Here is a 13,974-nt window from a genome sequence, read left to right on the forward strand (position 1 = left end):
CCATTGTATAAATACGGATTTATTTTGATTCCACCATAATAACACCCCTGTCTACCTGAAACCAGAAGACCAGGCCAACTGCGAATCTGGACTGGGCTTTATAGCCTGGGCGGCTTGAGTTTTTCAGCAGATTCTAAGTAATAATCAGTACAATTATCCTACTCTACAATGAAATTAGCCAAGCTTCAATAAGATATTTTACAAAATCCCAGAGTCAATTAACAAGAGAATTATTATTCATTGAGTAATTAAAAATCTGCATGATAGATTTTATCTGATCAACATATACATCTAACTTCACTACTTGTTCATCACCATTCAAATATATAGTGGAGTCATTAACACTCTTAAGATTATAATATTCAATTACCTGATTCCCATCATAGCGGACTAAATAATTTTCATCTGCTATCTGATATATTCCTTCGCGATACTGAAATACATAACCTGATCTATTTTTATCAAGAAAACTTTCACCAAAACCAAAGTAGCTAATATCTAAATTTAGTAGATCAATTATAGAAGGTATAATATCTATTTGTTGAATAAAATCTTCTTGTTCCCCATTTAATGAACTCCCCCTTTTATAGAACAAAAGAGGGATATGGTAGTTGTCCAAGGATGTTCTTGGATAGTGAAAATTGAAATCTACATTAGCTGTGTGATCTGAAACAATAACGAAAAGTGTATTGCTAAACCAATCTTCATCTCTTATTAAACTAAAAAATTTTCTTAAGGAATAATCTGTATATTTCACGGATTTCAAAATTGGATGTTCATAAAAGTCTGAATCAACATAATCATGAGGGAGTCTAAATGGATGATGCGAAGAAATAGAATACAAGCTTCCTAAAAATGGTTCTTTAAGGTTCTCAATTTCATGTGCAGTGTACGTGAAGAATTTTTCATCCCATACACCCCAGGCCCCATCATAGTCAGCCTTCGAACCATATTCATCCATACCATAGTAGTTATCAAAACCTGCTTTCTTAATGAACGAGTTAATACCATACATCCCATTTAATCCACCATGAAAAAAATAGTTATTATATCCCTCATCTTTAAGTAAACTTCCCAAACCGAGGATTTTATTATCATAAAAACCAGACGTCATGAAAGAACTACCCATTAATGAAGGAATTGATGAATAAATTGCCGCCATTCCTTCATTAGAGAACTTTCCATTAGCATATGCATTTGTAAAATAAAGACTGTTTTGCGATAATGAATCTAGAAACGGAGTATAGCTCCTTTTAGAATCTGGATTAAGAAAGCCAACATAATCTTTAGAAAAACTTTCCAATACTATGACGAAAACATTTGATTTAATTGAGACTCGATTAGAATCATAGTAGTTCTTTTTGAGATCCAATCTTTTGTTTAATTCTTCCTCAGAGAAATAATTCAGGTCCGGTAATTTTCTATTATTAAAAATCAATGCGTCATTAAAAAAACTATTAACAATAACAAAAGGAGTATTTGTTACTGAAGCAGAAACATTCGCAGGCAATGAGCGAGAAACACTAAAGGCGAAAGAGCTGAAAACAGAGATAAATATAATAAATATAGCGAACTGAAAAGTTAAATTCTCACTTTTAACATTTCTTACTCGTATCCTTTTACAAATAACAATCAATAAGTAAAAGCAAAATATAAAAATCAATAATCCATACCAATACTCAATAGAATATTGATAGAGCATTAAAAAAACACCGTCTAAAACGCCTAACATAGCTGCTGAGGATCTAACCATTGCATGGCTAAAGTAAAATACATCAGCTATACTAATAAACAAAGCTACGGCATTAATCACTACGAACAGAAAGTCAATAAATGCTAAATAAATAGAAGCGCTTCTAATTTTAAATGGAATTAAATATAATAATATAACCGGTATGTTTAAAAAAATTATCGTTATTAAGTCAAAATATAAACCTAGGAAAGAGATTCTTAAGATATTATTTATAGAAATATAAAAATAATAGGTACGGAAAGCCTCCCAATTAAACGCAATAAAGAAAAATCGAATCAAGGTGTATAATAAAATTAAAACCAACAACCTATTCATGATAACCTCCAAATACACTAAGTTACTTTTTCTGGTTATTATATTATAATAATTTTTCATTAACGAACATCTAATTTTATAAATTACAAAGCTATAAATCAACAATTTATTTTTAAAGGTGTGAGATGAATTTTCTCTGCCTCTCTAGCATTGAAGTAAATTAATTTTTGAGATTAAATATCAAATCACTACTGTAAATCTGTGACCAATATAATCGCAATTTATTATTCCCAATGTGGAGCCGGCATTTGTCATAACGTTTGTCCAATTATGACTCCTCCCTTACTCTCTCTCAATGGATATACTGGTCCTGTATCAGTCACTCTTATGTATTTACGGTTTTTACACTTAAAAAGAATTCATTGTACTACAAATTTCTAAGGTGCTAATTCATTATGGAATCATCAAAACTGATTAATCAAGCACTATTTCTCCTCCAAATATTCATCCTCATCATTGATTCCCCAAATATGCTCCCGGGACTTTGAACCGTTTATTATACACTGGACTGAAGCCATGGCTGTCAGCATAGAATGATCCTGGTTATTATACCTGTGCATACCATTCCTTCCTATCAGAAACAGGTTGTCATAGTTGCTGACATAGTCCTTGATCTGGTCAAAAAATTCGTAACTGCCCACGTATGCAGGATAGGCTTTCGGAACTTTGATCACTGTACCATCAATAAAACTTTCATTATCGATAATGCCGAGCTTAGAAAGTTCATTCTTACCGAATTCAATCAAAGCTTCTTTGCCCATAGACCATAATTCATCACCTTCATTGCAAAAGTACTCAAGACCCAACCATACGGTGTCCATGTCCTTGACCATATAGGGACTCCAGTTGTTGAAGATCTGAAGCCTCCCGATTTTCACGTCCTTTTCCTGAATGTATATCCAGTTGTCAAGAACATCAGTTCCGTCCCGATTACGTATTTTTAGTTTATGAACCAATATACCCACAGTGATAAAATCCCTGTATTTTAGCTCGCGAGCGATTCCCCTTATTTTTTTTGGTACATGGTCAGCCATACATTGAATCAGATCTTTTACAGGCATTGAGGAGAAAAAATAGTCGCCCTTTACCAATCGCTGTTGCTCGCCGTCATCGATCAGAACTTCATGAAACTGATTGGCATCCATTTTAAAATCGATGACCCTGGTATTGGTAATAATCTCCCCGCCGGCATCCTTTATCTTTAAAGCAACTTCTTCCCACAATTGACCGGGACCATACTTAGGGTAGAGGAACTTTTCGATAAGGCTTGTTTGGGTGTTTTTCTGACCAATTGAATTATCTTTTTTGCTTTTCAAGGCGTGTGCGAAAATGCTTCGGATTGAAATACCCTTTATCCGCTGTGCACCCCATTCAGCACTTAGCTTATTGCATGGGATACCCCACACTTTTTCAGTATAATCCTTAAAAAACGTCTTGTAGAGTTTACTACCAAACCCATTAACAATATAATCTTCTAAAGTCTCTATGTTCTTTCTGGGAAATGCTCTGATATATAGATAACTGGACATAATCTGCAATACATTTACTATCCCTAGTTTTTGTAAAGTATCCAAAGAAAGAGATATAGGGTATTTAAATAATTTTCTTCCATAATAAACCCGAGAAATGCGGTTTCTCACCAGCATCACTTTATCCTCTTTCGTCGAATCTATTCCGTTCGGGGAATTTTCAATAGTTCGATGTCTGTTCTGGTAGGATATTGTTAATGGCTCTCCTTGGTCTGTCGTACGTTTTTCTATGGGTAAAATTCTAGCCCACCAGTCCATGACCTTGTCGGATTTGGAGAAAAACCGATGGCCACCAATATCAATTCTATTGCCTTTATAATTGACAGTCCGGGATATTCCACCCATGTATTCACTTTTTTCAAAAACTATTGGTTTAATGTCAGTTTTCTGCAATAGCTCCAAGGCAGCGGTAAGACCCGCAGGTCCTGCCCCAATAATTATGGCTGTTTTTTTATGCATCAGTCGGTATTTTGGGGTTCTTTGGATATGCTATAGATGATGAATGACCTGTTTTCAAAAACGATTTCAAAGCCATCCCGAAAAGAAATAGAGAGTGTGTTTTTTAGTTGGAAATCATGATCCCAGTTTTTAAAAATCACCAGATAGTCCCCCTTTTTCTGGACATTTTCAATGTTGTCATAGATAAACAGTGATTTTCGTCCCGTGTAAAAGTTCATCAACCGTGGAAAACCGAAAACCACTACTTCGTCCGCAGCAACTTGGGCTCTGATGAAATCAAACATCTCTGTATTTTCCGGGCTTTCCGGCCCATTTATAGGGGTTCTGTTCTCCATGCTGTTTTTGGTCAAGGTGTAAACCGGAAAAAGATTGAACAGCAGCAGTATCAGTAGAAAGTATAGCGCATAGTTTTTCGTGACCAGATAAGTGCTCAGGTATTCTAAACCTCGCAGAAAAAAATAGCAAAAAAGAGGTATCAGCACATACATGTACCTGTCCCAGAAAAATGGCCAGATAAACAAAATACCCAAAACGGAAAACCAAAAAGCCAAAAACAGAAAATCCTCCTTCCAGCGCTTCAGTATACCTAAAAAGAAGAGCAGGACAATCAGTATCAGGCTTATCAGGTTGATATCTTTATTGATGAATGAGCCTAGATACCTAAAGGTATATTCCATATTTCGGAGCGACTGTTTTAGCGAGTAGTATTCCAGAAAATCCAGGTGGGAGGCAAATCCTGCCGGTAAAATAAGTTTGGTCAGAAAATACAAGCTCAAAAAAACAAAGTAAGGGCTAGCGTATATTATAAGTGTTTTTACCCCCAATTGTAAGTTGACTTTCTTTTGGAGTAAAGTAAAAACCTGATAGAAAAGTAATGCAGCGAGGAGTGCGATTCCCTCGGTACGTATATTGAATGCAAAGAATATCCAGACCCCTGCCCATAAATTAGGTTTCAGGGAAAATCCTTGACTTCCCGTTTTCTGTAGGACAAAGAGGGAAAGCGTAGAAAAAAACAGGAAGGGGATCTCAGAAAGTATATAGTTGGTGTAATAAATAAAGAGCTGGTTAAGACCGACAAAGGCAATAAGGAGCAATCGGGAAGGGCTCGACAGTTTATCCTCTAACAGTCGGTCAAAGACAAACAGAAATCCGATTAAGAAAATAGTTTCCAGAATTTTGAAAGTCTCGAAATCTTTTCCAAAGAAATAATAGAGGGGAGACAGGAGTAGGGGGAATCCCCAGGGATAGGATACCGGCGAAAATGTAGGAACGGTAGAATTATGGATAGCGTAAGCGGTATCTTCCAGCACTTTTTCTACATTTCCCTCCACCAGACTCCTAGCCTGGTTCAGGTAGAGTGAAAAATCATCCCCCCAGGACTGTCCATCGTACTGATTTAACAGGCAAAGCACAAAAATCAGTACCAACAATACCGTAAGGCCCATAGGATAGGTCAATTTTGATAGCGTTGATCCCCTCATCAGATAGTGCTTTCTTCTATGATATAATCTGGTCTCTTCCGTGATTGGATATGGATTTTACCTATGTATTCGCCAATGACCCCAATCATGATCAGCTGAAAACCAGAGAGAAACAATACGCTGGCGATCACGGAGGTCCAGCCGATTACGGTTTTATCAGTAAGAGAGTGAACGGCTACAGCATAGATACCGTACAGAAAAGCTAAAAAAGAACATAGTGAACCTGCCAAAAAAGAAACTCTGATAGGGCTGATTCCAAAGGATGTAATACCACTGATGGCCAGATTGACCATCTTGACCAATGTGTAACCGGATTTTCCGTTGGTACGCTGAGCTGCGGTATATTCGACGGAGATTTGCTTAAAGCCCACCCAGGAGATCATTCCTCGTATAAAAGGGCTACTTTCTGGGAGACTGTTAATTACTTTTACTACAGACTTATCAAGTAGTCTGAAATCAGAAGATCCAGGAACCAACTTGGTTCCAGTAATAAAGCCATATAGTTTATAAAAGAGCCTAGAACTTGTTCTCTTGAAGAAGGAAGTATTAGGATCAGGATTTCTGATTGTATTGACCACCTTGTGTCCCTGTTTCCATTTTTCTAACAATTCAGGGATCAGTTCCGGGGGATGCTGGAGATCGGCATCCATGGTGATAACTACATCGGCACCTTTTGAATGACGGTATCCCGCTTTAAGTGCATTCTGGTGGCCAAAGTTACGGGAGAAGCTAATATAGTTGATCCTTGAATTCTTGGATGCAAGATCGTACAACTTTTCGCGTGTGTGATCCGTGCTTCCGTCATCAACAAATAGAATACTATATTTGTAATTTGAAATAAACGGTATTATTTTAAGAAGCAATAATTCAAAATTTTCTTCCTCATTAAAACAGGGAAACAGTAAACATACTTGTATATCGGAATCAAAAACCATTTAATTACATTAAAAACAAAAACATACACAGTAATACAAAATAGAAAAACTAGGTCTCCTACATATTAATCCTAATTTATATTTAATAAATAACTATAGCTCCCATTTAACAATATAAAAATAATCATCATCGGTGGCGTTATAAGAAAGTCCATAGAAACAATTGTCAACCCGATCAAATGCAAACGAAAATATAACTCTATCAAATACATATTTGGAAATAGGGTTTCCCTCCCAATCCAAAACATGAATCACTGAATTAGAAAGCCCATTAGATGCAGACATGGTGAAAAATAGTGAATAGAACTTTTCTTCATCACCAATAATCTCCGTAATGTAATGAGGTAAAACTCTTTGATCAACAAAATCGGGTACAGTCGCCTGTTCAATCAAATTCACATCTCTATCTATAACAGAGGTGTATAAATAATCTCCATTGAAATTAAAAAAATCATATTGACCTAGCAAATTCGGAGCACCTACAAAAATCCTTTTTTTTTCATTAATCGAAAATCCAACATTTGCATATATATTACTTAAATTCTCATTATTAATTTCAAAAGGAGGATTTGAAAAATATGGGACATTAATTTCAACACCATCCTTATAGATTTTAAATCTATTCTCAGCCCTATCTAGCGGAATCGAAATCGTTAAACTATCACTAATAAAGAAAAATTTGAAAAAACCATTAAAAAACTGAGGTAATTCTATATGACTTTCTCCAATCCTATTATCACCAACTTCACTAATTAAATTAATATCAACCACTTTTTGTGAAGAGTAGTCGTAAGCATAGTCTGTGGATGAGCCATTCTTAAAAAACTGCTGTCCAACCAATCCAATGCTCCTAAATTCTTTTGGGCCATCACCTTTAAGTGCGAAAGACTCTTTTAATTCGAAAGACACCTTATCATAAGCATTTATTAATGTGTCTTCATTATTGCTATTAACTATAAATACAAGAGAGTCATTTACAATGATCCTATTAGGAATAGCATTATGTAATTCTTTAACTATTTTAACATTAGGTTTCAATTCCTGAGGAAAATCATCTATAAATGTTTCATTGGGATCTTCCTTTCCTTTGCAATAGGAAAAAATAAGTATTAGCAAAACAACAAATCTTGAAATGTTTTTAATCATGAGTGATAAAAATTATAAACGGTTGTAAATTATTGAAACTATATCAATTAATTTTTACTTAAACCATTATTATTGAGTATAAATATTAGTAAATTTTGAATTTAAAGCTTAATAAATTTGATACTAATTAAAAAGAACTTGCAGTATTATATGCGATAATTTTATATTTTATCAACTATTTATGCATGATCCTATATAATTATTAATAATAGATATGAAATGGTTTATCCTTAATCAGTCCAAACAGATAGGAAAAACGTTCACAAAGTCAGGAATAAGCCATTTACTTATTGTTTTCGAGAAAAATCTCAAAATTAATTATTTAATAAATAGTTTTACCTAGCTGCATTACAACTAATTACATGCAGCTAGGTAAATAAAATAAACATACTATGTTTTTAGGATTAATAGTCTATGTTAGAAGTAATATTGACAAAATATTCACTAGTCACATGTATTGAATGTACATGTCTGATCTTTGGTATATAGGAAACATGCCTTATATTTGCAATCATCACGATCGTATTTCGTGCTATTATTTCCCATCCATGTGATATCTAGCTCATAATTTGTAACTACTCTGCTTGTACAAGTAGTTCCCCGTCCAAACCCCGCTGTCACCAGTTCCCAGTCTCCATTTAGACCCGTCTGGATGTTTAAAACAAAAGCCATTAAGAACACTAGTGCACTTATTAGCTTAATTGGATTGAAAATTGATTTGTTGTTTTTCATGATACTGTTTGTTTAGGTTGTAATTATAATAATAGGTATTTTATTGCTTATATGATATTCCACTGATCAATGTACCAGTAAGTATAACCGCTTAGTCCAATAATATATAGTATAAAGGAAGATAAGATCAATTTTCTCCTTAATGTTAAATGATTTTTTATGACTGAGATTTCCAAATAAGCGGACATAATTAAGAATATCCCAATACTCCCAAGATATACATATCGGTCAGCCACCAGAGCTGCCCGAGCCATAGGTAAAATATGGAGGGTGAGCATAATGTTTACAATAAAGAATAGACTGCCGAACACTATCAGATATTGCCTTTTTACCCAGAATCTCCAGAGATAATATCCAAGAAATAGAATAATAATAGGATAGAAGTAATAGATGGATGGCAATGTCTCGCCCGGTTCCATAGGGAACTTATACCATGCCGAAAGTTTGAAAGGAAATATTAACTTGATTAAATACTCCACTAAGGCATAGCTTGCCAAAAACACCCTATCTACGAATGGATAATATTCATTTTCTAGTCTATTACTGAAGCCTGTTTGCTGTGCAATCATAGAAAGAATACTGAATCCTAGTGAGAGTAATAAAAAAGGGATTTTTTCTATGATTACCCGTTTACTTTTCAAGTCGCGATTTAAATACCAATCAAACAGCACCAATACCAGCGGGAAAACTACGGTCTGCTCTTTAGCACCAAAAGCAAGTACAAATAGTAGTATCGTTAAATAATAGAATACCTTTTTCAAAGCGACCAAATACCATAGATACAAAATCAGCCCTGACAAAAAGAAGCAGGAATACAATAACACCTTTGATGCGGATATCCAGGCCACAGACTCTACCTGCAAGGGGTGCACCAGAAAAAGAAGGGCAGTAACAAAAGCTATAGTGGAAGAATTGACATTAACCCCAAGTTCAGATACCCTACCTTCCAGAAGATTCAAAAGTTGCCTGAATAGCTCAAAAACCAATAGGGTATTGCATAAATGCAAAATCAGACTAAATCCATGAAAGTATAGTGGATTGATCCCGAATAAATGATAAATCAAACCGTAGGTTAGTGTATTGATGGGGGAATATTGTCCCCGATAAAAACTGCTGAAATAGCCGTAGATATTCTCAAGTGAAAGGCTGAAAACCTGAAGGTTTTCATAAACCATCCAGTCATCATCACCTGCGTATCCAGAATACCAGTTGTCAAGTACAGAAAAATATAGTATAATTCCCAAAAGCAGAAGAAATATTCTTTGAAAAAGCGAGTTATAAAAAAGAGACTTCATAAAGTACAAAAATATTATAAATAATTATAATTGTGAATATATGGTCAATGGGTAATATCAGAATCATTACTCTTTCTATTACTAGAAAAACAGCTTGTTATCTATTATCGAGGGCAAAAAGTCTAATCTTCCGAGTAACTTTTTAGATCGGTAGGCCTATACCTTTTTCGAATAGCATCTGGATCATGTGGGTATGGCAATTCATATCTTTCATTTTATACCCCCACCCTTGATTATGCGCCTAAAGAGTAGAGACAAATGTTTTTCGAACAGTAATAAAGCTGCTCCAGATAAATTATAAACGGTCTTTTTCATGATACTGTTAGTTTTTCCTTTCGTTATACACAAGGTAGGTTTAACAGCCTCTTGAAAAGTATTTTTATATATGTAATAATCTTTACTGTAAATTTAGGTTTTCAATGTAAATTAAATGTTAGCTATATATTAAATAAAAGTTATATTCATGTTTTGTGGTTTTGGGTGTCCAGGTCTATTTTTAGTCCATATTTGTCAGGCGAAAAAGGAATTTAAGCGGAAGTTTCAGTGTGCAGATTATCGAAAAAGTCGGCAGAATCAACAAAGTTGTCAAGACTTTGGGCAGTTCTTTTGATGAGAGTGAGTTGGATATTCTGGAACGCCAGGCCAGATTGGAAATTGACAAACTTCAGGGTCAGGCCTCCCTGTTTTCCAATCAACGGGACAACAGCCTCACATCCATCCTGTCAGCAGTAAGCAACAATGAGGTAGAACTGGTCGGACCGGACAGGATACTGGGGAAGATCTATGAATCCATCGGTTATGGAAGTATCGGCATTGATGGGCTTTTCAAGGATCTGGTAATGTCAAGACTGTTATATCCCGGATCCAAACTGAAAACCATTGATTATCTGGCAAGATATAAGAACAGGGAAACCAGTGTTTATACCATTTACCATTATAGGGATAAAATCCATAAAGAGTTCATAGACAAGGTGGAGGAAGTGAACTTTGGACATTTTAAGCAGATTTTGGGCGGGCAGGTAGGCATTGTCTTTTACGATATGACCACCTTGTATTTTGAAACGCCCGACGAAGATGACCTGTGCAAAATAGGCTATTCAAAGGACGGCAAACATCAGCATCCCCAAATCAAACTGGGCTTGCTCGTGGAACCGGAAGGTTATCCCCTGGGCTATGATATTTTTGAAGGAAACAATTGATTTCCAAACTGATCTGTTAGAACTTTTGGGAGAGGATGGCGAAAACAGCCAACGAATCGTGGCCTCCAGAGTCTTGGGGAGAGAAGCGGCAAAATTCCTTCAGCTTTCAAATAAACTAAAAGAGCGAATCCTACTTGTGATGGAACAAAATATTAAAGACCGCTATCAATCTGCCATTGCCAAAGACTGGGTAGCAAAAATAGACCAACCCATAGATTACACTCTTTTTCTATTGGTTGCATTTTTGGTTCTACCACGAATTTAATGGAGATCTTCCAATATGAAGAATACTGTATGCCGATTATGTCCTGTAAGGCACCGTAAATCAGTTCGGAGTTTTATCCTGATAATTTGCCGAGTTCTATATTAGGCCATAGATAGGGCTATTTTCCACTAACTTAAGGGTAGAACCGCATTTTTAAAAGGAGTTGAAGAAGGACATCAAAACCATGAAGGTTAACAAACCTAATATTTCAACTTTTATAGAAAATTGCTCTAAAGAGATTTAAACAATCTCCCCAAACGCTCCAAATCCGCCTCAAAATGGTTCGACTTTTGTATCACCAGCTCCACAAAAAACCTTCCGAGATTCGGGAGGTTTTTTTATTGCGCTTCAATGAGATTTAGCTGAAATATAAAAATCTTATAACAATCCCTTTTCTAGACGGTTAGCTACTTGTATTTAACCTACAACTAGCTAACATGACAAAAGCACAAGAAAATATCCAAACCTGGCCAGATCTTGCAATCGGTCTCTATGAAAAACTCACCGGAAAGGGAGCTGTAATTTCCTATGATTTTGAAGATTTCACCATAGGTATCCCAAAAGAAGTCGGCGATTCCACCACTTTTACTACTTGGAAGATCAGTGGAAAATTAAAAATCTCCACAAGCGAGAAATAGGCTTATGCCCAAATCCATCTCCATCACAGCGGATTTAATAATTTCTTCGGACTCGCACCAGATCATCATTCTGAGCAGTGCGGATGAAATTGGTATTGCCATCACAGGAGATTCAATCCCAAAATTTGGGATTTCCCCATTCAAAGCTTTAAAGCTTTTGAAAGGATTACCTGCTGTAGAAATGGATCAACTCGTGACGGTGGTATTCAACCAAAAAGAGATTTATCGCAGTGATAAATCTCTTTTTAAGCAATCAAATATTTTTCTACTTGTTCGTGTTTTTTTCAAGAATCTATTTTGAAATATGCAAGGTAGGAATGGCTCATACTATCAGTTCCCTAATTCCTAGACATATAAGCTCATTACCAGCGTCCAAATTAGCAGTATTGGTTTAGGCATTAACCTGCGGAAAAGTTTAAACTTCTACAAAAAAGAAACTAAATCAGCCCAAAATGAAATTATTCGAATTTCAAAAAAATACGCCGATTGTTGACATTAATTAACCAATAGAGCTTGAATCTTATAAAAACGTTACCTAGGTTTGTACCTGAATGGCAAAATATTTAGTTAGATTCCTCTTATCGCTGAGTATTCTCATATCAAGTGGCTATAGTGCAATCTATGCCAGTATTGATAATGATAATACTATTGACAGCTACGGTGGCTCTTTTGAGAGCAGCCTTGGAGTCAACAATACACGCCAGCATCCTCTTTCTTATTCTGCATCCAAGGAACATGGCAATGACATATTTACTGTCAATAATTCCAAGATTGAAGAAGAAGAAGATGACTTTGTTAGTAGCCACAGCTTTTTAGACTACCATTACTTTAATGCGCTGCATTTTAAGCGCATTTTTGGATTTCTATTTCAGGACTTATCTCAAGACTTGCATTTCAGCAAGTTTGTTCCCGATACTAGAGCACTTCGATTGCACGTCCTAATACAGGTGTTTAGAATATAATACCCTCTTTTGAGGCAAATTTCTTTTTTGCCTAACCTCCTCCTATTTATTTTAAAGCCCTTAAACCATTAGCGACAAGCTATAAGGGCTTCGTGTATTTACTATACACAAACACCCAAAATCACCTGGAAAAAGTCTCGTTTTTAAAAATCAACCTATGAAAAATCAAATTTTCATGCTCTTGAGCCTGTGCGGCACATTGTGGATTGCAAGCTGTAACTCACACGGAGAAGAGCATAAAGAGGCTGAAACCACATTTATGGTTACTAGCCCACTGACTATGGATACATTACTCACCAAAGATTATGTTTCCCAAATACATTCCATCCAACATATTGAGCTGCGTGCTCAGGAAAGAGGATATCTACAGAAGATCTATGTGGACGAGGGCCAACTCGTGAAAAAAGGCCAGCTCATGTTCAAGATTATGCCTAAGCTTTATGAAGCGGAGCAACAAAGCGCTAAAGCAGAAGTGGATTTTGCTGAAATCGAATACCAAAACACTAAAACTCTTGCCGACAGAAATATCGTGGCGCCTAATGAGCTAGCGATGGCCAAAGCCAAATTGGCTAAAGCAAGCGCAGAACTGGCATTAGCAGAAGTTCACTTACAATTCACAGAAATCAGAGCTCCATTTGATGGGATTATCGGTCGATTCCACGTGAGAGAAGGAAGTTTGTTGGATGAAGGGGATTTACTGTCTGAATTTTCAGACAACAGTAAAATGTGGGTTTACTACAACGTTCCTGAAGCAGAATACCTAGAATATAAAGCTAAAGTGGCGAGTAATGACGATGTAATTGTCCACCTGTTAATGGCAAATAATAAATATTTCGCCTACCAAGGAGTCGTAGAGACTATCGTAGCTGATTTCAATAATGAAACTGGTAACATCGCTTTCAGAGCTACTTTTCCAAACCCTGAAGGTCTACTGAGACATGGTGAAACTGGTAATATCGAAATGAGAATTCCTTTAAAGGATGCCTTACTTATCCCACAAAAAGCAACATTCGAAGTACTTGATAAAAAGTACGTCTATGTAGTGGATGCAGAAAATATCATCCGCTCAAGAGAAGTAACCATCGCAGCGGAAATACCACATATTTATGTGATTTCAGAAGGACTGGAGAAGACAGACAAAATCCTACTTGAAGGTCTGCGTCTGGTAAAAGAAAATGATGAAATACACTACGATTTCGTGCATCCGCACACCGTATTGTCCCAGTTAGACCTATATGCAGAGTAGTCTATTCTCTCATACAAAC

General features: G+C 35.9%; 11 protein-coding genes and 1 pseudogene. 6 read left to right on the forward strand and 6 right to left on the reverse strand.

Going from position 1 to position 13,974, the window contains the following annotated elements; all coding sequences use genetic code 11:
* Positions 1-214 precede the first annotated feature (214 nt).
* The 6 genes from BVH04_RS09515 to BVH04_RS09545 form a co-directional block, all read right to left on the reverse strand.
* Positions 215-2,128, reverse strand: a complete 1,914-nt coding sequence (locus BVH04_RS09515) for an LTA synthase family protein (RefSeq protein WP_086541240.1) — start codon at positions 2,126-2,128, stop codon at positions 215-217.
* Positions 2,129-2,493: 365 nt separating this feature from the next.
* Complete coding sequence (locus tag BVH04_RS09520; RefSeq protein WP_086541241.1) at positions 2,494-4,056, reverse strand: NAD(P)/FAD-dependent oxidoreductase; 1,563 nt, start codon at positions 4,054-4,056, stop codon at positions 2,494-2,496.
* The gene (locus BVH04_RS09525; RefSeq protein ID WP_140160557.1) at positions 4,056-5,501 is read right to left on the reverse strand and encodes a hypothetical protein; all 1,446 of its coding nucleotides are present in this window, start codon (positions 5,499-5,501) and stop codon (positions 4,056-4,058) included. The genes BVH04_RS09520 and BVH04_RS09525 overlap by 1 nt, the downstream gene beginning before the upstream one ends.
* A 35-nt stretch (positions 5,502-5,536) precedes the next feature.
* A complete protein-coding gene (locus tag BVH04_RS09530; RefSeq protein WP_086541243.1) occupies positions 5,537-6,472 on the reverse strand; it encodes a glycosyltransferase family 2 protein in 936 nt (311 codons plus the stop codon).
* Between the two features lie 93 nt (positions 6,473-6,565).
* Positions 6,566-7,618, reverse strand: a complete 1,053-nt coding sequence (locus BVH04_RS09535) for a BF3164 family lipoprotein (RefSeq protein ID WP_086541244.1) — start codon at positions 7,616-7,618, stop codon at positions 6,566-6,568.
* Positions 7,619-8,397: 779 nt separating this feature from the next.
* Entirely contained in the window at positions 8,398-9,645 is a 1,248-nt protein-coding gene (locus BVH04_RS09545; RefSeq protein WP_086541246.1) for a hypothetical protein, read from the reverse strand.
* 503 nt (positions 9,646-10,148) lie between these two features.
* Between BVH04_RS09545 and BVH04_RS09550 the strand changes: the two are divergent.
* The 6 genes and pseudogenes from BVH04_RS09550 to BVH04_RS09575 all read left to right on the forward strand — a co-directional run.
* Positions 10,149-10,838 (forward strand): annotated as a pseudogene (locus tag BVH04_RS09550) (IS1634 family transposase); the annotation flags it as partial.
* Positions 10,819-11,109: a hypothetical protein gene (locus BVH04_RS09555; protein WP_205635833.1), complete on the forward strand. Its 291-nt coding sequence runs from the start codon at positions 10,819-10,821 to the stop codon at positions 11,107-11,109. The pseudogene BVH04_RS09550 and the gene BVH04_RS09555, both read left to right, overlap by 20 nt.
* Positions 11,110-11,546: 437 nt before the next feature.
* Positions 11,547-11,747 (forward strand): hypothetical protein, encoded by a 201-nt coding sequence (locus tag BVH04_RS09560; RefSeq protein ID WP_086541248.1) that lies wholly within the window; start codon positions 11,547-11,549, stop codon positions 11,745-11,747.
* Positions 11,748-11,751: 4 nt separating this feature from the next.
* Positions 11,752-12,048: a hypothetical protein gene (locus BVH04_RS09565; RefSeq protein WP_086541249.1), complete on the forward strand. Its 297-nt coding sequence runs from the start codon at positions 11,752-11,754 to the stop codon at positions 12,046-12,048.
* Between the two features lie 250 nt (positions 12,049-12,298).
* Positions 12,299-12,709, forward strand: coding sequence for a hypothetical protein (locus BVH04_RS09570; RefSeq protein WP_086541250.1), 411 nt, complete (start codon positions 12,299-12,301; stop codon positions 12,707-12,709).
* A gap of 157 nt (positions 12,710-12,866) precedes the next feature.
* A complete protein-coding gene (locus tag BVH04_RS09575; protein ID WP_086541251.1) occupies positions 12,867-13,955 on the forward strand; it encodes an efflux RND transporter periplasmic adaptor subunit in 1,089 nt (362 codons plus the stop codon).
* Positions 13,956-13,974: the final 19 nt, after the last annotated feature.

Origin of the sequence: Algoriphagus antarcticus (genome assembly GCF_002150685.1) — a bacterium.
GTDB classification, from domain to species: domain Bacteria; phylum Bacteroidota; class Bacteroidia; order Cytophagales; family Cyclobacteriaceae; genus Algoriphagus; species Algoriphagus antarcticus.